At 45.0% G+C, this 22,226-nt stretch carries 18 protein-coding genes and 1 pseudogene; 2 read left to right on the top strand and 17 right to left on the bottom strand.

Annotated elements, in window-relative coordinates; translation table 11 throughout:
- Positions 1 to 21: 21 nt before the first annotated feature.
- Positions 22 to 972, bottom strand: a complete 951-nt coding sequence (locus FU659_RS12060) for an aldo/keto reductase family protein (RefSeq protein ID WP_147947810.1) — start codon at positions 970 to 972, stop codon at positions 22 to 24.
- A 359-nt stretch (positions 973 to 1,331) separates the two neighbouring features.
- On the opposite strand from FU659_RS12060, the gene FU659_RS38795 reads away from it, so the two are divergent.
- The gene (locus tag FU659_RS38795) at positions 1,332 to 1,532 is read left to right on the top strand and encodes an IS3 family transposase (protein WP_187274105.1); all 201 of its coding nucleotides are present in this window, start codon (positions 1,332 to 1,334) and stop codon (positions 1,530 to 1,532) included.
- Between the two features lie 164 nt (positions 1,533 to 1,696).
- Here FU659_RS38795 and FU659_RS12050 read toward each other — a convergent pair whose 3' ends face one another.
- The 12 genes from FU659_RS12050 to galA all read right to left on the bottom strand — a co-directional run bounded on the left by FU659_RS12050 (position 1,697) and on the right by galA (position 19,088).
- Positions 1,697 to 2,023 (bottom strand): CPBP family glutamic-type intramembrane protease, encoded by a 327-nt coding sequence (locus FU659_RS12050; protein ID WP_261807785.1) that lies wholly within the window; start codon positions 2,021 to 2,023, stop codon positions 1,697 to 1,699.
- Between the two features lie 643 nt (positions 2,024 to 2,666).
- Positions 2,667 to 4,595 carry a discoidin domain-containing protein gene (locus FU659_RS37095; RefSeq protein ID WP_147947808.1) on the bottom strand — a complete coding sequence of 643 codons (1,929 nt, stop codon included), beginning with the start codon at positions 4,593 to 4,595 and terminating at the stop codon, positions 2,667 to 2,669.
- Positions 4,596 to 4,821: 226 nt separating this feature from the next.
- Positions 4,822 to 5,661: an AraC family transcriptional regulator gene (locus FU659_RS12040; protein WP_187274103.1), complete on the bottom strand. Its 840-nt coding sequence runs from the start codon at positions 5,659 to 5,661 to the stop codon at positions 4,822 to 4,824.
- A gap of 121 nt (positions 5,662 to 5,782) precedes the next feature.
- Positions 5,783 to 7,432, bottom strand: coding sequence for an ABC transporter substrate-binding protein (locus tag FU659_RS12035; RefSeq protein ID WP_147947806.1), 1,650 nt, complete (start codon positions 7,430 to 7,432; stop codon positions 5,783 to 5,785).
- A 36-nt stretch (positions 7,433 to 7,468) separates the two neighbouring features.
- Positions 7,469 to 8,365, bottom strand: coding sequence for a carbohydrate ABC transporter permease (locus tag FU659_RS12030; RefSeq protein ID WP_147947805.1), 897 nt, complete (start codon positions 8,363 to 8,365; stop codon positions 7,469 to 7,471).
- A gap of 18 nt (positions 8,366 to 8,383) precedes the next feature.
- Entirely contained in the window at positions 8,384 to 9,367 is a 984-nt protein-coding gene (locus FU659_RS12025; RefSeq protein ID WP_261807781.1) for an ABC transporter permease, read from the bottom strand.
- A gap of 184 nt (positions 9,368 to 9,551) precedes the next feature.
- Positions 9,552 to 11,366, bottom strand: coding sequence for a cache domain-containing sensor histidine kinase (locus FU659_RS12020; RefSeq protein ID WP_147947803.1), 1,815 nt, complete (start codon positions 11,364 to 11,366; stop codon positions 9,552 to 9,554).
- Positions 11,363 to 12,388 (bottom strand): response regulator transcription factor, encoded by a 1,026-nt coding sequence (locus tag FU659_RS12015; protein WP_147947802.1) that lies wholly within the window; start codon positions 12,386 to 12,388, stop codon positions 11,363 to 11,365. Before FU659_RS12015 ends, FU659_RS12020 begins: the two co-directional genes overlap by 4 nt.
- Positions 12,389 to 12,621: 233 nt before the next feature.
- Positions 12,622 to 12,975, bottom strand: coding sequence for a cupin domain-containing protein (locus FU659_RS12010; RefSeq protein WP_147947801.1), 354 nt, complete (start codon positions 12,973 to 12,975; stop codon positions 12,622 to 12,624).
- Positions 12,976 to 13,084: 109 nt separating this feature from the next.
- Positions 13,085 to 15,460 (bottom strand): glycoside hydrolase family 95 protein, encoded by a 2,376-nt coding sequence (locus FU659_RS12005; protein WP_147947800.1) that lies wholly within the window; start codon positions 15,458 to 15,460, stop codon positions 13,085 to 13,087.
- Positions 15,461 to 15,504: 44 nt separating this feature from the next.
- Complete coding sequence (locus tag FU659_RS12000) at positions 15,505 to 16,686, bottom strand: alpha/beta hydrolase family protein (RefSeq protein WP_147947799.1); 1,182 nt, start codon at positions 16,684 to 16,686, stop codon at positions 15,505 to 15,507.
- Positions 16,687 to 16,715: 29 nt separating this feature from the next.
- Positions 16,716 to 19,088: a beta-galactosidase GalA gene (gene galA, locus FU659_RS11995; RefSeq protein ID WP_147947798.1), complete on the bottom strand. Its 2,373-nt coding sequence runs from the start codon at positions 19,086 to 19,088 to the stop codon at positions 16,716 to 16,718.
- 130 nt (positions 19,089 to 19,218) lie between these two features.
- On the opposite strand from galA, the gene FU659_RS11990 reads away from it, so the two are divergent.
- Positions 19,219 to 20,058: an AraC family transcriptional regulator gene (locus FU659_RS11990; RefSeq protein ID WP_187274102.1), complete on the top strand. Its 840-nt coding sequence runs from the start codon at positions 19,219 to 19,221 to the stop codon at positions 20,056 to 20,058.
- 138 nt (positions 20,059 to 20,196) lie between these two features.
- Here the strand turns inward: FU659_RS11990 and FU659_RS35420 are convergent, their stop codons facing one another.
- The 4 genes and pseudogenes from FU659_RS35420 to FU659_RS11975 form a co-directional block, all read right to left on the bottom strand.
- Entirely contained in the window at positions 20,197 to 20,415 is a 219-nt protein-coding gene (locus tag FU659_RS35420) for a hypothetical protein (protein ID WP_187274101.1), read from the bottom strand.
- Positions 20,416 to 20,429: 14 nt separating this feature from the next.
- Positions 20,430 to 20,749, bottom strand: a pseudogene (locus tag FU659_RS11985) (heavy metal-binding domain-containing protein).
- A 103-nt stretch (positions 20,750 to 20,852) separates the two neighbouring features.
- Entirely contained in the window at positions 20,853 to 21,503 is a 651-nt protein-coding gene (locus tag FU659_RS11980; RefSeq protein WP_147947796.1) for an MBL fold metallo-hydrolase, read from the bottom strand.
- A gap of 67 nt (positions 21,504 to 21,570) precedes the next feature.
- Positions 21,571 to 22,206, bottom strand: a complete 636-nt coding sequence (locus FU659_RS11975) for an MFS transporter (protein WP_147947834.1) — start codon at positions 22,204 to 22,206, stop codon at positions 21,571 to 21,573.
- Positions 22,207 to 22,226 lie beyond the last annotated feature (20 nt).

The raw sequence follows: 22,226 nt of genomic DNA, 5'->3' as shown, positions 1-22,226 counted from the left end.
CCTCCCCTCCTTCCGAATGACTCAACCATTTAAAATGTTTTCGATTTCCTGCAGATCAAATTCAGAAAGCTTCACGCCTGAAGCCTTTGCATTTTCCGCCACTTGCTCAGGCCGAGAAGCTCCAATGATGCAGCTAGAGACATTATCCAAGCGTAAAATCCAAGCCAAAGCCAATTGAGCTAAACTTAATTCATTGCGTTCTGCAATGAATCTCAACTGTTCGACCTTGGTCAATTGTTCTTCCTTCATCAAGTGAACAATTGCCCCGTTTTGCTCCGGATCTGCCGCCCTTGAATCCAATGGGAATGGCATACCGGGTTTATACTTACCGGTCAGAATACCTTGAGCCAAAGGCGAATACACGACTTGTCCGATTCCTTCCTTCTTACACAATGGAACAATGTCCTTCTCAATGCCGCGTCGAAACATATGATACTGCGGTTGATTGGATACGAGACGATTCAAATTCAACGCTTTGCCAATATGAACGCCGTCGAGAAGCTGTTCGGCCTTCCACATACTGACGCCCGTATACAATACTTTACCTTGCGTAATTAGATCATTCAAGGCCCGAAGCGTCTCCTCAAGCGGAGTTTCCGTATCGTAACGGTGACATTGATACAAGTCGATGTAGTCCACGCCGAGCCTTTTCAAGCTTGCGTCACATTGCTCTTTAATATGTTTGCGGGACAAACCGCGGTCATTGGGCCCATCCCCCATAGGCACGCACACCTTTGTTGCCAGAATATACGATTCCCTTGGATATTTAGACAATGCCTTGCCGACCACTTGCTCCGCTTCGCCTCTGTGATAAACGTTGGCTGTATCAAACAGGTTGATACCCAACTCGTAGGCTTTATCAATAATCAACTCGGATTGCTTCGAATCAACGGCCCCACCATAGGTAAGCCAGCTGCCCAAGCTTAATTCACTTACTTTCAAACCACTATTGCCTAAACGTCTGTATTGCATTTCAAAAAACCTCCCTCATCTATCATTTATCAACCCATACTTGTTAACTTCATTTTGCAAATCGCCCTTTATGCTCTCGTTACTACATAGGTGGCCCCAGCTAAGGTTTCGTCCCTCCGAAATTTAGGCTTATGATTCGATCTTACAATCACTGAACCAATCCTTCATTATCTGTATTTATACTCCTATGTCTTTTTTTAAGATAGCAAGGATAAACCTAGACTGAAGCTACGCTCTACCATTTGCGTTAGGTGTCCTAAGAAAATATAGTTTTAGACTGGATTTGTTGAATCTACAAGGAAATCTGAATTGCAAACCGGCAGGCTCGAAGCGAGCATGATGCAGTTACCTCCTTCACCTTGACACGCATCTTCTTCATCCCTGTAGCAGAAGCCATATTTAAAATCTTCAAAACCGAACTCGCCAACCATATTAAATTTTATGAATTCGGAGCAATTGGCACTGAGGCTCAGTACTATGTGAATTGGTATAACTACCATCATATTCACGGATTTCTAGGGTATCTTATACCAGCAAAAGCTAGATGTTTGACCTTCTAAAAATTGTCCAATTTTCTGTTGACAATCCAATTCCAATTTTTTCTTCTACAGAAAACTTCCACCAAAAAACTGCACCTCCAATTGTTAGTTGAGTATCTAACAATTGGGGTGCAGTTCATGTTTGGGACAGCCCCTTCTTTTATATCCTCTCGTGTACCACTCGCTTACAACCGCCTCACGCTCATCGGACTCCTCGAAATAAACCATGCCGCTGCCAGTAAGGCAAGAGCTACTAAAATCCCCGACTCCCCCGTCCAGAACAGCACATTCTCACCTTCGGAAGATGCATCGAATACGTCCTGGATCACAGCATTCCATGACGCATGCAGGAAGAACGCAGGCCATACGCTGCCGGTTGTTAGCCGCAGGCGCCCAATAATGTAACCGAAGGAGGTGACCGAAATCATAAATAAAAAAACGGAGAGAGCAGGGTAGGGACCGGAATAATAAAGCCCGGCAATCATCACGGGAAGATGCCATAATCCCCAGATATCGTCTCACCCGTGAGATAAAACCACAGATCGTGCTCATTTTCTGCATAACCTTCCATCCCCGCGCATGAACGATCAATAAGCAAACATCGCTTGCTGAAGTTTCCACAACAAGAGCCATTTGAACACATAAGCAACTCCTTCCTTGTGTTGTCTACGCTAACGAACCGTAGCGGTTGTTAGCCCCGAGAAATGAGCCTGTCCATTCGTCTAACGAACTGAAGCGACGTAATAGAGTCAATGATGAGTGAATTGATGCGCTTTTATTTGAAATAGCGCGTCTGGAGTTCGTTAAAACGATAACTCTTAGTATTTTGATCAAATAAGGGTTGCTGAGTTCGTTAGGCGTCCCCCCGTCAAAAAAAAGCAAAGACTTTCAACAAGTTAAAGCCGTCCCCGACGCCAAAAGTACGTTCCAAGTTGGATAAAACACTCAAAAGCTCACCATCTCGCCGCATCATAAACAGGCCGAGACTTTCTCGACACCCGGAGATTCTAATTCTTATCTTGCAAGGATAAACGACTTCCTCCTTCAGGGACGAGCGAGTTGGTCAAGATAGATGCGAAGCAAACGTATAGACATATACTTTCTATACATAAAAAACGACCGCTTAACCTCTGCAGGCTAGGCGGTCATCTATGATTATTGGTTATACACTTCAATCTCGTTGATCGTAGGCACTGCACTGGCTGTGCTCATGTACAGCCTCAAATATCTGGAAGTAACCGGAGTGAAACTGATCGTTTTGCTCGCACCGATCGTCGTTCCCGTTGTTCCGGCAATATCCGTATACGTTGTTCCGTCGTTAGAAGACTGGAGCTTATAAGACGTTACACGCTGGAACGAAGTTTCTTTGATCACAACTCGGCTATACGTAGTTGCGGCATTGAAATCGAAGCTAACCCATTGATTATTCAACGAACCGCTCGCTGCGGACCAGCGGGTAGTCACATCAGCGTCAAAGGCGTTAGATGCTGGGTAAGCAACACTCCATACGGATGAAGCGTTGTACGTTTTGCCCAGCGCAAGATTGCCTCCTGTCGCTAAAGTCGTAGTATTTGCTGTATTGCTTGATGCAGATACGTTAGCTGCGGCATCTTTTGCTTTTACGGTGTAGCTATAAGCGGTTGAAGCAGTGAGTCCCGTATCGCTGTACGAAGTCGTCGTCGAAGTCCCAACCTTTGTACCTCCTCTATATACTTCATAACTTGTAACACCCACATTGTCTGTCGAAGCGGTCCAACTCAAATTAATTTGACTGCTCGATACTGCCGTTGCCGTCAAATTTGTCGGCGCTGTAGGTGCTTGGGTGTCACTACCACCACCCTGATTTCGTTGATTTTTCACCCACATAAAACGGGCGTATGTGGCCATGCTTGTGCTCGTATTATTCGGCAAATCCACATTGCCCAAGGCGTAGTACATATCGGGACGAAGAGCCGCTAAAAAGAGATTTCCATTGCGGGCATAGGTGGTCGGTGCGCCATGCCCCGTACCATCCGTTCCATCAATACGACCTGCAAAATCATTAGGTCCTCTCATCATCACGTCGGCATACATGTTGGCAAAAGGCATCATCATCGCCGCAGTAATGCCATAGCGGCCACTTAGGTATGCTCGATAAAAACCAGCTACATCTAGGCTGGCATGATTGGAATCTTCTCCCCCCAATAAAGTGGGATTGTAACCCCAGTTATAAGCCGTGCTGCCTTTACTGTCCGTATAAGTCTGTTTGGCAGAATCATTGTTAAAGAACCAATTGAGGTTCGTTTGGACGATACTATCATACTGAGCGGCTAATGATGCATTATCTCCTAAAGTGGCATGAGCAGCTGCAAGATTTTGCAAACCATAGGAAATCATCATTTGCTGATTCCATGGCATAATGCCTCCGCTCATATAAGGCGATTGCGTAGAGAAGTAGTATTTATTTCCTCTGGAAAGATCTAATAGGGACGGCAGAATAAATTGGTTGACAACATAATCCGCTTCCGTTAAAAATGTCGCTGCCCGCTGTTTATACGTAGCTCCATACCCATAAGTATCGGAGACGGGAACCGTCGTATTCCAAATCGACGGGGTTTGAAGAATAAGCTTGGCGCAGTAGGCCAGGTGACCGACGGGATCGCCGTTCGCCGAGTCAGCGGATGCTGTACCACTGTTATTCCCTGGCCATACCGGTGCTTTGGTGTTCGTCCAGACGGTGCGTTGGCCATAGGGAGCAGGGAGTTTGTCGTTGCGTTGTGAAAGAAGTACGTCACAGAAGTAGATCATTCGATCAAGAATCGCTGTGTCACCCGTAATCTCATACATGAGTCCCATGGCCTTGATGTTTTCACCGCTAGCTCCTTGCGCATATTCGCCCTGCATAGAGCCGGTGTTGGGCCAGACAACAGGCTCCACTGTTTGAATGTAAGTTTTAAACGAATTGATTTCGTTCTGTGTGACGGGACCTTCGAAGCTATCTACTACCATCGACCCAGCAGCACGTGCTTGCGTGTAAGGAAGCAGTCCAACAACAATAGCGATAAGCAGTCCACATACAAACAGACGTTTTTTGTTTGTCATCATCAAATTACCCTCTTTCTAGGTCTCCATCGGCTGGAGTAATTGCTGCATGATAGACTGAAAAGGATTGCCGAGTTATAGGTTAGCAGTTTCACACCTCCTTTCATTGGACTGAACCCGTTCATAAGCCTAGGAATCATAAAGGGTTCTGTTCTTTGTTTTCATTTTAATGTGTTTTCATCATGATGGGAATTTACTTTACTAACAACTTTTTTGATAAAACTAACTTTTAAATTTGCATCATTGAATGTTGATGGCGAAACTCCGAGGGCGATATGCCGACATGCTTTTTAAAGGAGGTTGAGAAATGAGAAGCATCGTGAAAGCCCGTCATTTGAGCTACTTCGTTAATCGTCATCAAAGAATTACTGAGCATTCCTTTTGCCTTCTCCAACCTTCGGTCGTAAATATACTTCATCGGCGACACACCAAGATGAGTTTTAAAAATACGTATAAAATAGTTCGGATGAAAATGCGCGGTTTGCGACAGCTCGTGAATGGTCATGTCCTTATCCAAATTTGCATCGATGTATTTAATTGTGTCAACCAATTTGTTTATAAAGGGAACGTTGACCTCCTTCTTCGTTTCGATCATCGCATGGTCGATAAAAAAAGCGATCATTTCTAGCAAAGCTGACTGAATCTTGATCGAGGCCGTCAGCCCAAAATGACTGCGGTTCTCTATCAACTGCCGGAAGTAGCCCAGCAGCCGCGAACTATCCCTCACTTTAATCATATTGGGGATACCCATAGACTGAAAAAGTGAGTGAAGTCCGATATTGGAAGTAAAATGGCACCAGTACATCGTATACGGAGGATGATCGTTTGTAACGGAATAAGACTGCAAAACTCCCGCAGGAGCGAAAAACAGTTGCCCTGATTGGGGTTGGTAATGCTTGCCTTCAATGTTGATCCACCCGTTGCCTTCGCAAATATAGTAAAATTTATTGTATTCGGGCATAAAATCGAGATGTTTCCAGTCCTGTCGGCACACGGAAAGTTTAGCGTATAACAATTTCATTCGTAAATCGGAAAGCTTATGATACAACAAATGATTGGTTATTTGCATATCCGCCACTTCCTTCATCGAATAGGATAATGTTCACTTGCAAAGATAATGGATAAAAAGCTCCGCCAGGCCTCAAGGCATGCGGAGCTTAATTCCCTTTAACTTATCAAAGGTCTTCTTCTTATTTCTTCAATGCGTCGTATGCTTGTTGGTAGATTTTCAGATATCTTGGCAGCTTCATATTTTCCATATTTTTCAAGTATTCATCCCATTTTTTATCAATATCCATATCACCGATAATCATTCTTGCAGTTGACTCCTTTCGGTAGTCATCGATCGTTTTGCCGATATTGGCGAGTTCATCCGTCTGCTCGTTTGTAAAGTTTAAGGTCGGAATCATTTTTTTAGGGTCCGTTTTATAGGGCTCGTACTTGGTCAGCGTTTCTTTATACAGGATGTCTTCCAGCGGATTTTTCGGATCGGCCGTCTGACCCAAACGCCATTCGTTCGTACGCAGGGATGGACCTACTTGTCCCCAGGTTGCATTCTTTGCTCCTGGAGATGAATTGCCCAATAACGTGTATTTGGCTGGCTTCCCATTAATGCCAACATCATTGGCTCCTGCTATCTTCCATTCCATATCCGGTCTGCCGAGAACGCCGCGATTTGTGGCCTCCTCCGAATACAGGAAATCAGCTAATCGCAACGCGATCTCTGGATTTTTGGCTTTGTTGGTAATGACGAAAGCTCCAGAAGTAATACCTTGAGGGATGTATTTGGATGCTTGGACGCCCTTAGGCCCTTTTAAAGGAGGGACGGCTACATAATCCTTCCAACGTGTCCCTTCAAGTAAATTGAAGACAGTTGGGTTTTGTGCCGCCACTGCCCCTAAGAGGACAGCATCTGGATTTTCGCCCAATTTCCTTATTTGGTTCCGGTCCTGAGTGAAGGATTGCGGATCAATCAAACCTTCTTTATACAGTTTATTGATATACTTTAGCCCCTCCTTATATTCAGGCTGGGTAAAGGCAACGTTAATTTTGCCATCTTTCAGGAACTGCATATTGCGATCACTGTCAATAAACGCTTGCAAGAGGAAAGTATCAATGTAAGAGTTGGCAATGTTGGCCCCGACGAGCGGAAGTTCATCCGCTTTTTTATTGCCGTTAGGATCTTTTTCCTTAAACGCTTTCAAAACTTGATAAAACTCATCCGTGGTTGTAGGCATCTGCATCCCTACAGCTTCAAGCCATTTCTTGTTAATCCACATTTTGTTGCTGTGCATACAGTGAAAACACTCGTTTACAGCTGGCAGCCCGTAGATGTTACCGTCTGTTGAAGCAGAAAGTTCTTTCGTATACGGGAGTGCAGCGAACATTTTTTTCGTTTCAGTGCCATATTTGTCGATCAGCTTATTTAGCGGGATAAACACGCCGTCTTTACCATAAAGCGCTAATTGGACTTGATCGATGTTAAATCCTAGATAAACATCTGGATAGTCGCCGCTGGCCAAAGAAATATTCAGCTTTTGCTTCGGATCGTTAGCGATATCCCATTCGATATGGATATTGGTTTTTTCTTCCAGCCATTTCGTAAACTCGTTTGTTGCGAAGTTCTCCACATTAGGATTCGTTCGCGACATCACTTTGAGCGTCGTTTTCTCTTTGGTGATCGGAAGCACACCAGGCGGATTTACCACTTCGTTCGAAGCGGTTGCTGTCGGTCGCTTGGATTCCTGGGAAACCGTTTCTGATGTTTTACATCCACTTAAGATGACGGTTACAGCTAAGAACAAGCATAATGCTGAACCCCATAATTTCTTACCTTGCATTTGCAATTCCTCCCTTTTAAATATGGTGTGAATGGGTTACCCCTTTAAAGAACCGATCATCATGCCTTTTACAAAGTGCCGCTGGACAAAAGGATACACAATCAGAACAGGAATTGTAGAAATAACAATCAATGAATATTTCAGCAGCTCTCTCATCCCTTCCCGCTGCGCCGCACCAACTACATCCGTTAAGATATCCTCATTAAACGTGTTTTGAACTAATATATCGCGTAAAATAATCTGAAGTGGAAACAGATTTGGCGATTTCAAATAAAGAAGAGCGTTAAAATACGTATTCCAATGTCCTACTGCGTAAAATAAGGAAAGCACCGCTATGATGGGACCCGATAACGGTGCGACGATTTTCACCAAAAATCGATAATCGCTGCAGCCGTCCAGATGCGCCGCTTCCAACAGCTCATCGGGGATCGTCGTTTGAAAATAGGTTCTTGCGATAATGACGCTCATGACACTCATGAGCCCTGGGATAATCAACGCCCATCGCGTATCGAGCAGTCCAAGCGACTTGACCAGCAGGTAATTGGGAATCAACCCCCCGCCAAACATCATCGTGAAAACGAACAGAGCCATCACCGCATTGCGAATATAAAAATCTTTGCGAGATAATGGGTAGGCTGCAATTAGCGTCATGATCACATTGAAGACGGTTCCAACTACCGCATAATACATCGAATTGGCAAAGCCGGTCCAGACCTGTTTATGTTTGAACACCGCTTCGTACCCCTGAAAGGTGGTATCAACGGGCCATAGCCATACTTTACCTGACATAACGGCTGTTGGCGAGCTAAATGAAGCACTCAGCACATAGATTAGCGGGTATAACACCGTGATTGTAAATAAGATGAGCACCGTGTAATTGAAAATGTTAAAAATCTGATCGCTTCTTGACTCATGAATTCGTATCGATTTCATTTTTGAACTTGCACCTCTTTACCACAGACTCGTTTGCCCTAATTTTTTAGCGAGCTTGTTAACCGAGAACAGAAGAATCAGATTGACGACGGACGTGAACACGCCAATTGCCGTAGCGTATGAATATTTGATCCCTGTCGAAAGAAGTCCCACCTTATAGACATAAGTATCGATGACTTCCGAAGTGCTTAAATTTAATGGATTCTGCATTAACAGCACTTTTTCAAACCCTGCGTCCATCATATGACCTACACTCATGATCATTATTATAATAGCAACCGGTAAAATACCGGGAATATCCACATGCCACATTCTCTGAATTTTGGATGCCCCATCCATAACAGCCGCTTCGTGCAGCGAAGGATCGATTGCTGCCAATGCCGCTAAATAAATGATGCAGCCGTAACCCACATTTTGCCAAACGCCTGACCAAACATAAAGTGATTTAAAGTAGTTGGGATTCCCAAAAAAGTCGAGCTTTTCAAAGCCTAATTGTGCCAATATCATATTGACAATCCCTGTTTTGGGATCGAGAAGCTGCATAATGATACCGATCATCACAACGATTGAAATAAAATGAGGAGCATAAGTGACCATCTGTACGCTCTTCTTTACGAAAGGACGTCCCACATAATTTAGACAGAGCGCTAACAGGATCGGAAACGGAAACCCCGCTAAAAGACCGTAAAAACTAATGCCGAGCGTGTTCTTGATGACCTTCCAGAATTCATAGGAATTGAAAAACGTTTTAAAATGCTTGAGCCCCACCCAATCGCTCCCGAAAAATCCTTTATGAGGCACATAATCTTGAAAAGCGATCACTACGCCGTACATAGGCACATATTTAAATATGAGAATGTACAGAATCGGCAGAGCAGACAAAATGTACAACTGCGGTGCTTTTTTTATATTGCGGAAAAGCAGAATCACGATATTGGATCTATGCTTACGTACCTTTTGACTGCGCTTACTTTCCCCTTGTATGTCCCGGACAAATTCCAAACCAAACCTCCTCCTCTCATTTGTTATCTTCATGATAGTTTTTTGAAGAAGAGAGAGCATACTAGTTTTTTAAGCACATATTCAACAAAATTATGGTACTTGCCTACCAATCAGCCCAAAAAAAATAATGAAAACAACTGTACCAGGTGCAGTCGTTCCATTATTTTTGTAACTTATTGCGAAATCAGAGAAGCAAGCCCACTTCGTCATTCTTGCTAGGCATTCGTAATATAAACTTCGTGCCCGTATCAAACTCATTGTTGGAAACAGCGAGTCCGTACTTCTCGCCAAATACGATTTGAATACGGCTGTGTACATTCACTAGACCGATGCCCCCTTCACGTTGCTCGCGTTCTGGCAAGCCGATTTGGGTCTGTTGCGCTGTCAGCCTCGTCTGAAGCTGGTTAAGCCTGTCAGGGGGAATACCGATGCCGTTATCGGTAACGGTCACAACGAAGTCGTCATGATCCACGAACGCATCGATGATGATCCGATGATGACTCTCGATCCCGTCGGGAAAAGCATGCTTAAACACATTCTCTACCAAAGGCTGCAAGGACAGCCGCACCATTTTTTTCAACAAAAGCTCTGGAGGAATTAGAACCTCAACTTCAAACGTGTGACCTAGCCTATAATTCATAATGTTCATAAAGTGCATCACGTGCTTCAGTTCATTGGCTACCGTAATTTCCTCCAAGTCGGCTCGTACCGAGTAGCGAAGCATATAGGAGAGGGATCGGACAATCTCCTTAATCTCCTGAGAATCTTGAACGACAGCATAACATACAATCGTTTCCAATGTGTTGTACAGAAAGTGTGGATTGATTTGCAACTGCAGGGCTTGGAATTCGGCGGCCTGCCTTTTAAGCAGGTACTCCTTATTCTTCAGCTCTTCGGCATAGACTTGCTCCATCAACTCCTGTAATCGGGAAACCATCATATTATAGCTAACAATCAGGCGGTCCATCTCGTCTGTCCTGCCACTGATCGCTACGTGGGTCCAGTCGCCCTTTTCCGTTCTGCGCATCCCGCTCACCAACAATTTGATGGGCCGAATAATAGACTGGCCAAACTGGTAGGCAAGAAGCAAAGCAACTAATAATGCAATCGCGCAGGTGTAGAGTGTGGTTTTTCTAATATTCAACACAGGTGCTCGGAGTTCATCCAGAGGCATGGAGGCGACCAGTGTCCAACCCGAATAATCGGATCTGCGATTAAAGTGCACTCTTTCGACATCTTCTTTGTAATTAAAAATCTGATTTTGGTTTTCTTTTAACTTCGTCAACAGTTTATCGTTCACATGCGTACCGATCATTTCGGATTTCGGGTGGTACACAATTTTCCCCTTATCGTTAACAATGTAAAAATAACCAGTTTCACCAAGGTGAATCCCCTTCCATAGCGAAGTAAGCTCTTCGATGTTTAACTCAATGCCAAGGATCCCTTTGAATACTTTCGAAGTCTGGCGGTCGGATATTTTACGCGTTAAGGCTAGCTTTCCATCCAAAAAACTCCAGTCCATAATCGTCAATTTTCCGTCGTTATTCGTAATCCCCTTTAAAGATTCCAGTTTTTCCAGTAACAACGATTGACTGAAATCCGTCATTTCTTTGTTATAGTCATAAACGCTTAGGCCATTATAGCCTATCAAATAAACCATGCTGATTTCGGGATTATTGATGAAAATGGGCTGTATCACCTTCTCTTTCATGGGTCTGATCGACAAAAAATATGAGACAAAGTTGTTGTTGTCCAGGTTCAAAAAATCCTTCACATTCGTCGAAGTCAACATGGACAAAGTAGCTCGATCGTATTTCTTCAAATACATGTCGGTATGATTCATCGCGTTATCGACGATTTGCGTCAAGAGCTCGTTTGTTTGCTTGTCCACCTCTTTAGAAGACTGCAAGTAGAGTACGAAGCCTACAATAGATGAAGAAATGACGATAACAATAATGAAATATGCGAACATTCTCGCCGCTAAGCTGGACCTTATCATTTGATCCCCAACATACTGCGGTATTCGGTTGGTGAGCAGCCGGTCATCTTTTTAAATATTTTCGTGAAATACGGATAATTTTGATATCCGATGGTCACACCCACATCAACGACTTTATAATGAGGCATTTCGAGGAGCCTTTTTGCCATCTCAATCCGTTTTTTCATTCTATACTGAACGAACGTTTCATTCGTCATTTTTTTGAATATATAACTGAAATAGGTCGGTGCAAGCCCCATTTTCTCAGCGACTTCCTCCAGGCTAAGCTCTTCCGAAATGTGATTGTCAATGTATGTTTTTGCTTCCTCGAACAAGCTTTTCTGATTGCCGCCTCGCCAGTGGAAAAGCTGATTATATAAGTGAACGATTTGCGACTGCAAATAAGCGATCGCACCAGGAACGTTATTCAACTGATTGGGTGAAGGAATGATCGTAAATGTCGCCATCCCGTGTGCGTTAAGCTTTTTAACCAAAATTTTCAGCCCGTCCGCAATAATCCATTCTAGCTGCTCAATTTGGATCCCTTTGGTCAGATCCCCATGCTTCCAGTCATTCATAAGTCCATTTAGCGCTTCCAAATCCGCCGACCAGATCGTCGATTCGACGCGCTCCAGCCATTCCTCCACTTTTAAAAAAGAGATAGGCACGGAATGATCCTGCTGCGACAAAAGTTTGTGCAGAACGGGGTATAACTCATGCTCCGTAAGCGGTTTCAACAAATATTCTTTAACGCCATAGGTGAGACACTTTTGTGCATAGGAAAAATCATCGTAGCCAGATATGACTACGACAGGAACATTCACATTCATGGACTGAACCTGTTTGCACAATTCCAGTCCGTCCATCTTCGGCATCTGGATATCCGTCAACAGCATATCCGGACGCTGCTTGTTGATTTGCTCCAGAGCCTCCGCACCATTAGCCGCGACGACCGTGCGAAATAAAGGGTTGCACTGCCTGACTAGCTGGGCCAAACCCATTCGAACCATCGGTTCGTCATCTACAATGAGGATCTGTTTCATTCCGTGTGCACTCCTTTTTTAGAACATGCAAATCACCATATATGAACCAAAAATGAATCTACTTTCCACCGGTCCTGCTCTGCATATTTTATCACAGACCTCATACCTATGTAGACCTATTTTTAAGTATACGCCCAATGGGAAGGCCTCTGGTTATGTTTATTTACGATCCTATGTGTTATTTTACTTGCTGATTGCACAAATACAGTTTTTTCAAATATATCCCCTCATCCTCATTTACAAAGAGCTGATTCATAGACAAGGAGCTTAATATCCTGATTTGTATGATTCTGTAACCCGTGACTTCCAAAAGGCTTGTTCAAGATTGTATCACCCGCTTTGACCTCCTTGGTTTCACCATCAACCGTCATCAGTCCGCGGCCTGCCAGTAGGATATACATTTCTTCATCATCCTTGTGCTTGTGATATCCGATCGAAGCGCCTGGCGGAATTTCTATGTAGTACAAAAATCGCAGTGGAGACTCATAATCCTTCTGACTGTAGAGTCGGACGCTCCGCACCCCTCCTTCCCCCCCATGGCTAGGTCCGTATGCCAGATCCGCTTCAAGAAAGCTTCGAACATCCATTCCTGCACACTCCGTTCTCATTCATTTTTTTGCCTTCGACTTCTATCAACTGTTTTCAACTCGTTGCTGCCCGAATCGCCTTATGCTCCCATTCCTGCTAATATTGCTTTCATACGAGCTCCCTCTTCCATATGACAGACCAATGAAGCAAATCCTCTGAAAGCGATACTTGCCTTAACCTTGATTGAAATTTGACAGTGCTGCCCTTTAGACCAACGGCTGCTTCAGGTAAAATAAGATCAATTAGTTGGCTGCCTTTCGTTGAACGCAGTGAAATATCAAGCCTCTCTTCAGACTCATCCCAATCTAACGTGCACTCGACACCGCCACGTGCTAACAGCGGGCCCGCTGTTCCTTTCTTCCATCGGGTAGGCAGCGCAGGCAAAATATAAAGCTCCCCAGGAATTGAAAAGAGCAGCATCTCCTGGATGGCTGAAGTCCAGCCCATATTCGCATCGATCTGCACGGGCGCCCAATCCATATCGACACCGATTCCCATACTACGCCAGTCATTATGCAGGGTAATCAGATTGTTCATGACACAAGAGCGGCTCAAAGTCTCCAGACATGCAAGAGCTGAATCGCCTTGGCCCATACGGGCGTAATTGTTCGCCATATGCGCAAGCGACCAACCCGACTGTTCTTTAAGTCCAATAACCAAACGTTTCTCGATCGATTTGACGAAGGCTTTGAAGAGAACAGGATCTTTGTCCCGTGACACCTCGTTGCCTGGAAACACAGGGTATACATGGGATTCGTGACGGTGATGGTCATTATCTTCAAAGAAGGGATGCATCCATTCTCTGACAGCTCCATCTTCGGTGATCTGATATGGCGGAATTCGATCAAGCATCTCCCGCCATCTCGGAATGTCTTCCGTGTACATCCCAGCAGACTGGGCCCCTTCAATGAGGTGTGTCAGCAGTTCCTTGGCAATCGCAAAGTCCATCGTCGCATTCATGGTCGTGCCCATCGACATACCAGGTCCTTTCCAATAATTCCCGGGTGTATTCTCTGGTGAATTGGACGGGGAACTCATCAAATATCCGTCTTCATCCATCGTAAAAAAGTCTTCATAAAATAAAACAGCTTCTCGCATGAACGGCAGAGCCCGATCTTGCAGAAATTCCATATCACCGGTATGCAAATAATAATCATAATAATGTTGGCTAACCCACCCTGCCCCTCCGGTCCAATGAATGATGTGCGAAGAGGTATGCTTTAAAAGCCCCGAGCCGGGCACGCTTGGAGCGGGGATAAAGATTCCCCGACAGCCGTATAGCCGTCTTGCGTTGACACGGAAATCCTCCATCAGCGTTTCCATGTAGTTAAAAACCGCAAGCAGCAGTTCAGTCATGTTGCCTGACAATGCCTGCCAATAGATCATTTGCAGGTTTTCATTAACCATGTGAAACGCCCACACTGCATCATAATCACCGCACCACAAGCCGTATAAATGGCAGGGCTGACCCTCTGCACGTGAACTAGAGATCAGCAAATATCGTCCGTATGCCCACATTTTCTCCATAAGAGCATCCGGTGTCTCCCCTTGATAGGCTTGCAACAGAAGTTCCTCATTGGATAACTCCCGTGAAGCCGCATATAAGTCAAACTCCATCGACCTAAACAAGCGTCCATGCTCTGTTACGTGTCTGGAAAGCAAAGATTCATAACAAGAAGGAAGGAAGCTCAGCTCCTCTTTTAATCTGCGCCATTCATTGTTCCTTTTCCCATGAGTAAATAGCTTGACAATGACCAGAACAGAATCCGCTTCCTTCACAGTTAAACCAGCATGCCCAACTCCGGTTTGTCCGCCCCGGTTGATGACGCGAGCCACACCGCCGAAATCGTTCCCATCCGTATTTTGCGCTGCATAATAGATCGTATCTCCGGTACACTTCATTTCCTCGGAGTCGGGAAACACAATGCCTGGTTTCCGAAAGTCTCGTTGATCATGAAGCTGCATGCATAACCTCGCTTCAATGGTTTGCGGACCCGATTTACGAATTTCTAACACGACTGTATCATCTGTTCGGGATACAAACAGCCTCCGCTCATACTTGGTGTCTCCGTCTGTCCACACTACCGAAACTTCCCCCGTCTCCATCTGAAGCGATCGCTTGTAGGAACGAAATGCTTGGCAAAGAGGCATGAATATTTTCAGATCTCCTAACGGAAGCGGGAATGCCAGCTTGGGACTGTAGCCCTGCTCTTTAAGAGAATCAGGCAGCAATTTGTCAGCCTCGGATGCTTGACCTTCATTCAGCAAGCGACGCACCTCTGGCAATCGATCGCTAACATCCGGCAATGGCAAGGTTACACCGCCCCACCACAGGTTTTCATGGTTGAGCAAAATCGTCTCTTCATAAACCCCTCCATAGACAGCCGCACCCATCCTTCCGTTACCGGAAGGCAGTGCTTCCCTCCACAAAGAACGCCACCAAGACGCTGGATAGTTCATGGAGATGAGATGTTTCGTATTCATGTATTCGGCCCCTCCCTTGTCTATATGCATAAAGACCCTCTTCCTTAGAAAGAAACACACTGAATCGGCGAACTCACTAAACATCCACGTTCATCAGTGATTTGAATAAAATAAGCGCAGGTTCCATCTTCTAGGATGGCATGAATGTGATTAAAGTCGCTATCGATGTATGCTGGTTTGTTGAACCACTCCACCTCAAACCAGTTTGATGTGTCGAAAGAATAGCACAGTTCAGCCTTCATCACGGGAAGTTCTGAAGTAAACTCAACTTTTACATGAGTCTCGTTAACCTCTTGCCGCAAAACCTGAGGCAGCGCTTGACCTTCACGCGTTATTTGATCCGCGAACACATAAATTTCTTGCGGCTTCCATCCCGCTTTATGCGAATGTCTCAGACCGAAGTGAATGCTGAGACTCGATTGATTCACACACCTCTGCGCCGCTTGATACGACCTGCTGAACAAGTGAAGCGGAAAATGAGGATCGTGGCTCCAGTTTACCCAAAGCATCGGAATTGAAATACGATCGAAATAGGCCGACGGGTCCCATAATTGTTTCGTCTTACGGGCATACTCAGGGGGCATCTTGGCAAAACTTTCACCATATTGATTATTTGCCTCGAATAAATATCCACATCCATAGACAGGTATGGCAAACGATAACCGGTTATCCACTCCAGCAACGAGACTGGCGACGATTCCTCCCCATGAAATTCCGTTAACACCGATTTTATCTTTGTCAAGGATATCGAAGGAACGCAGAAAAGAGTGGGCAAGAATAACATCGGCAACAGCATGATACATCCATTGATCTTCCATTGGCAGCGCGAAGTCCGCGAATTCTCCATGCCGGGACGGACCGCTCCAATCGTGTCCTGACCATACGCCATCACTATTCTTCAGGGTAGCCACGTGCCCTTCAAGATCCATAGCAATAGCTGCATATCCCCTATCCACCCACATCCGCACCCATTCTTTGAATGCCGTGCCTCCTCCTCCATGCACTAAGACTATTCCAGGGACCTTGGCATCCAAAGTTGACTCGGGTATCGCGTAATAGGCAAAAATGCGAGTTGCCCGTCCTTGATAAGACAGACCTTCATAAAATATCCCCTTTATATCGCCTTCGTCCATGTCAGGAACAGGAAACACCCTGGGCGATTGATAAAGGGTTGCAAGATTCCATGGCAGAGAATGATTACTGTCGTTCCGTTTATTAGGTTCCATTCGATCTCCCCTTCCCCTGCGTAATCTTATTAACGAGCTTTCAACATTAACTTCGTCGAGCTCAGCCCAACCGATGTTCCAGTTACGGTAATCTCTCCGGAAATCGCCCCAGCTTGAATTAATACAAGACAATACCCGTTAAAGACTCGACGACGATTTGCTTTGTCTGGCTCATGGCTGCTAGGATTGCCATTTCCAACTCCCAAAATTTTTCCGGCTCCCTCCACAGCAAAAACCACTTCATGATCTGCGATTGGAACAACACAGCCGCGCTCATCACGAATCGATACTTTAACTAGGGCTACGTCCATTCCATCTGCATGAATCTCCATTCGATCAGGCTCCATATGAATGATATATGGAGTGCCAGCTGTTCGAACTTTTTTTACAGCGAAATTAACGCCTTCCTTGTAGGCAGTTGCGACAAGCTCGCCAGGTTCATAAGGGACCTTCCACTCCAAATGTCCGGCTCTGACCATTGGCTTAACGCCAAGGCTTCGTCCGTTCAACGTAAGTTCTACACGATCACCATTGGTATATACCCATACATCCACCCATTCGCCAACTTTTCCTTCCCAATTCCAATGCGGCAAGAGATGAACCATTGGCTCTTCCGTCCAGACAGATTTGAGATAATAGTAAACATCTTTCGGAAATCCACATATATCCATAATCCCAAAATGAGAATGAATGCAGGGCCATCTGTACGGGGAAGGTTCTCCCCTGTAATCGAAACCCGTCCAAAGAAAAATGCCGGTCAAAAATGGATGTTCAAGAAGGTCGTTCCAAGCCTTCTCCACCGTACATGACCATGAAGGCATATATAGGCCTTCATACGCTGGACAATATCCATGTTCCCTGTCGATCTCGTAGATGCCACGGGTCGTTGTGCTGCTAGCGCTCTCGCTTCCTATCATGATTCGTGACGGGTAGGTCAGATGATCCGTTATATCCTGATTATTTCTCTGACCGTAATTGTAGCCTACAATATCCACTTGCTCACTGTATCCCTCACCATTCCAGCCGTGATTCATAGCCGCAAGTGTAGGTCGAGTCGGATCCAGTTTGCGAGTAACATTGTGAAGCGAGCGAAGTATTCGCGCGCCCATGCGTTTTCCTTCCAGTATCTCTTCGTTTTCCATGCACCACAGGATAATCGAGGGATGATTGCGATCCCTCAAAATCATGCTCTGCAGATCGGCAATCCCGCTTGGCGAGCTATCCAGCTTGCGGTTCTCATCGATGACCATCATACCCAGTCTGTCGCAAATATCGAGCAATTCCGGAGTTGGCGGATGATGAGCGCTCCGGTACGCATTGCAACCCATTTCTTTCAGCAATTGAATCTTATATTCGATTACCCGATCTGGCAGCGCAACTCCGACGCCTGCGAAATCCTGATGATTGCAGGTGCCTTTAATCAGCGTCGTTTTTCCGTTTATTAGAAAACCGTCTCTTGTAAATGCAATCGTACGAATCCCGAAAGCCGACTCATACGTATCAACGATGTCGCCGCCTATGGACACTTCCGTAATCAGTTTATACATGTGCGGATGCTCTGGGGACCACTGCTTGGGATTGTTTACGGATAAAAACTGCTCGGTCTCTCTCTGATCAAGCCATGAAATGTTAAGCTTGTCGGAGATGGAAGCGATAATTTCACCTTCAGCATTCACAATTGTCGATTTGAGTTCGCATTCCCGCACTTCTTCGTATTCGTTTTGCAAGACGGTGCGGATAACAACATCCGCTGTCTGCTCCGTAACATGAGGCGTTGTCACGTAAGTACCCCAATGGGCTACGTGAATCCGATCCGTTTTCTGCAGCCAAGTATGCCGGTAAATGCCCCCGCCTTCATACCACCAGCCCTCATACCTTGCGGCATCCACCTTAACCACAATGACATTATTGCCTTCATCACCGTAACGGAGAACATCCGAAATATCATAATGAATACCCGTATATCCGCTCTCATGCGTCCCTAGCAGATGTCCGTTTAGCCATACAGTGCTTACACCCATAACCCCATCGAAATGAATGCTCATCTTCTTGCCAAAGTCCTGCGAAGAAATAGCGAACATTTTCCGGTAAAAACCGACGCCCGTCGGCAAATAGCCGTGGCTGCCCGGTCGGCTTCCGAGATTCGGGTCGTTCACGAAATTCCCTTCCACGACCCAGTCATGAGGTAGATTTACTCTGCTCCAATCCTTCGGAATTGCTATTTCTGCTGTCTCCCTGTCAACGTAAGCGATTTCAAGCCATTCCCCTTCTTCCCGCTTTCCACTGTCCGTAATACCTCCCGTCATCCCTGCTTTTACAGCATATTTTACCGGCAAGTCACCCTTGTGAAAAAACCAATCCTTGTCGAAAAGTTCTCTGACCCTCGATTGTTGATATCCCATTCATCCGCCTCTTCCTTAAAGGTTTACAGTTATCATATAACTTTATTAATAATTATATAATCGAAACAAACCTTCAACAATCAAAGGATATTTATGATAATATAACGATATTAATATTTTCTTAGAGTGGGTGATTAAGATAAAGAATTTTTTCTGGAATGTACTAACCGACATAGACTTTCATTTGCCCCTCTATATTGTCTCCACTGGATACTGGGCTCATCAGCCTCAGGTGGTAAGAAAAGAAGGATATAAGGGATTTCAATGGTTTCAATGCTTGGGTGGCCAAGGCATGCTGGAAATCGAAGGAAGGACCATCTCGCTATCCAAAGGTCAGGGAATGATTCTGTATCCAGGTATCCCTCACCGCTATTTTCCTATTATGGAGCCTTGGACGGTGCAATGGGTAGAATTTAACGGGAACTTTGCAGCGCCTTTCCTTCAATCTTTGGACTTCCACGAATCCACTGTATTTTTCATCACGAAACCTGAGATTTTCCAGGCACGAATCAATGAAATTAATCATTTGTTCAGCATCCGGAAACATGGATCGAGCTACGATGGCTCGCAGCTCCTTTACGGCTTGCTTCTGGATCTGTTTCGATATCATTCCTCTTCGGATACCCGCTCCAATCATGAGCAGTATGAGCACTTAAAACCGGTGATCGACTTTATAGAAAATCATTTTGACCAGCCGATTACGTTGCAAAATTTGGCGAATCAATTAGCCGTTACGCCTCATTATATGTGCGTCCTCTTTCAGCAAACGATTGGTGCAAGACCTTTTGAATACATCAATCGTTTTCGGATCCAAAGAGCAAAAGAGTATCTTCAGCAATTCCCTGAATGGGAAATCCAAACGATTACAAGGAAAGTCGGCTTTGAAAGCCCTAGTTATTTCATTAAAGTATTCAAAAAAAACGAGGGAATCACGCCGAATGATTTTAGAAAAATGCATACAATCAGGTAAGTCATTGGTTCTCTCGTCGTGCCATCTTAAAAAGACGGGCAAAGACCCCAGCTCTCTAAAGAGGACTGGGGCCTTATTTGTATGGATTATGATTTGATTGAGAACCGATCGAGAGCACATATCGCCCTTTTATCCTTACTATTTATCAATTCTCTGATAAAACCGCTCTCCACTATTGGGATTAAACCATACTTGCTGTTGGACACCAGTAGTTGGATCCATAAATATTTCATCGGTTTTCTGAAAACCGGATGGAGGCTGAGATGTTCGCTGCATCAAACGTCTGCGACGATAGATCCACGTACCCATTACAGCGATAATGACTACTAACAATTGGATGCCGAAGTATATGCTCATGAAATAGGACATAGCTAAATTTTTTGAGCCACAACCGCAGTACCGTAAGCGACGATCTCAGACATCGTTTGGCCGATTTCACCTGAATCAAAACGCATCATCACGATGGCATTCGCCCCCATTGCATGCGCATTTGAATCATACGGTCTATAGCAGCCTTACGAGCGTCTTCAATCATTTCCGTGTACTCCTTTATTTCACCTCCAAATATGCTGCGCAAAGAAGCAGTTATATTCCCCCCAATCCCGCGACTTCTTACTGTAACACCAAATGTTTGGCCTAATACTTTATCAATGTGATAGCCAGCAATATTTTCAGTCGTGACAACAAGCATGATGGTCCCTCCTCAGTCATTCTGCACTGAACATAGCATGATATGAGCAGAATTGTCAAAACATTGCGTCAACGATTACAACCGTTCGAAATAGCCTCCGATTTTATTCGTACTCCATGGTAACGACGCCGGCATACCGAGATACGTTTTCCTTTGTAACTTCCAACGTATTCACTGCGGTCGTCCGCTGTCCCTCTGCCTTTATGAACTTGTCTACCCTAGCGAAAACAATCCTTCCTAAAATGCCCAATGCTTTGGTACTGTAATGCATCGGAATCGCAACCGTCGCTTGCAATTGACGCATCACTTGAACAGCCTCTGCCCCATCGAGCGTCATTCTTCCTCCAATCGGAACTATGAGAACGTCCACTTTGCCGATTTCCTTCACTTGCTCCTCGCTCAACAGATGCCCCAGATCACCGCAGTGACAAATCGTCAGTCCATCCATCCGGAAGCGAAAAATAATATTGGGACCTTTTTTCTTCCCATTCACCTTGTCATGAAAAGTCTTGAACCCGGTAATACTCACATCGCCGCGGCTGTATTCCCTTGGCTCATTAACAAGCAAGTAGTCGCCTGATGCAGCCTCAATTTTATTGTGATCGGCATGATCATGCGTGACAACGACAATATCCGATTCAACCGGGACCGGCATGCGGTAACCAAGAAATTTATAGTAGGGATCGATGAGGACCCGCGTTCCGGCCTCCGACGTCAGTAAAAACGCAGAGTGACCAAACCATTTTATACGCATAATAAACACGCTCCTCTCATTTAACTAGCTATTACGTCGACTAATCGAGTACAAGTTGGAAAACCTCTCACATCATGAGCTTCTCCTTATTGCTGAGCTTCTTGTATACGTTAAAATAAACCCATACCGCATTCATCAGCAACAATGCACTGGTGATGAGAAATACATATTGAACACCAAACCAGGCTGCCACTTGTCCGCCTAGAACGGAACCTCCGAATACGCCTAAATACCCTGCTGACATGGCAAATCCAAAAACTCTACCTGTCAGGGGAGCCGGTGTTATTTTCTTAATCAGAACATTAACGGAAGGAGTCAACCCTGCCGCCGTTAATCCCAATAAGAAGCGAAGGCCCATTAACTGCCAAGGATTGCTCACGAAAGCTTGCGGTATAAAAATAATTCCTGCCGCTACAAGGGACACCAGCATGACTTTATGGACCCCAATTTTGTCAGATAACTTCCCTAGTCTTGGCGCCGCAATGATGTTGGCCAGCCCCGAAGCCGAGAAGGTTATTCCGGCCATTAGAGCAATATGACTGGAATCATGGGATAGGTGGGTAATATAAACAGTAATAATCGGTTCTACGGAATATAAAGCCACTGTTAATACAAAAAAGGTCACAAACATGGTAATCGTTAAACCGCATCCACCAATCGATCTAAATCTCGCACACAGAGTCCTCTCTATATCGAACTGCATCAATTATTAGTCCAACTCTT

Source organism: Paenibacillus sp. N3.4, from assembly GCF_008017805.1.
In the GTDB taxonomy this organism is placed as follows: domain Bacteria; phylum Bacillota; class Bacilli; order Paenibacillales; family NBRC-103111; genus Paenibacillus_E.
The sequence above is the reverse complement of the archived record's forward strand: the minus strand, read 5'-3'. Positions and strand labels throughout refer to the sequence as shown.

Bases quoted from the DNA above. Each gene is read 5' to 3' on its own strand.
- FU659_RS12005 (WP_147947800.1), bottom strand. From the start codon at position 15,460: ATGAATACGAAACATCTCATCTCCATGAACTATCCAGCGTCTTGGTGG.
- FU659_RS11975 (WP_147947834.1), bottom strand. From the start codon at position 22,206: ATGCAGTTCGATATAGAGAGGACTCTGTGTGCGAGATTTAGATCGATT.
- FU659_RS12015 (WP_147947802.1), bottom strand. From the start codon at position 12,388: ATGAAACAGATCCTCATTGTAGATGACGAACCGATGGTTCGAATGGGT.
- FU659_RS12000 (WP_147947799.1), bottom strand. From the start codon at position 16,686: ATGGAACCTAATAAACGGAACGACAGTAATCATTCTCTGCCATGGAAT.
- FU659_RS12040 (WP_187274103.1), bottom strand. From the start codon at position 5,661: ATGCAAATAACCAATCATTTGTTGTATCATAAGCTTTCCGATTTACGA.
- FU659_RS12030 (WP_147947805.1), bottom strand. From the start codon at position 8,365: ATGAAATCGATACGAATTCATGAGTCAAGAAGCGATCAGATTTTTAAC.
- FU659_RS12035 (WP_147947806.1), bottom strand. From the start codon at position 7,432: ATGCAAGGTAAGAAATTATGGGGTTCAGCATTATGCTTGTTCTTAGCT.
- FU659_RS12010 (WP_147947801.1), bottom strand. From the start codon at position 12,975: ATGGATGTTCGAAGCTTTCTTGAAGCGGATCTGGCATACGGACCTAGC.
- galA (WP_147947798.1), bottom strand. From the start codon at position 19,088: ATGGGATATCAACAATCGAGGGTCAGAGAACTTTTCGACAAGGATTGG.
- FU659_RS11980 (WP_147947796.1), bottom strand. From the start codon at position 21,503: ATGCGTATAAAATGGTTTGGTCACTCTGCGTTTTTACTGACGTCGGAG.
- FU659_RS12020 (WP_147947803.1), bottom strand. From the start codon at position 11,366: ATGATAAGGTCCAGCTTAGCGGCGAGAATGTTCGCATATTTCATTATT.
- FU659_RS35420 (WP_187274101.1), bottom strand. From the start codon at position 20,415: ATGAGCATATACTTCGGCATCCAATTGTTAGTAGTCATTATCGCTGTA.
- FU659_RS12060 (WP_147947810.1), bottom strand. From the start codon at position 972: ATGCAATACAGACGTTTAGGCAATAGTGGTTTGAAAGTAAGTGAATTA.
- FU659_RS37095 (WP_147947808.1), bottom strand. From the start codon at position 4,595: ATGATGACAAACAAAAAACGTCTGTTTGTATGTGGACTGCTTATCGCT.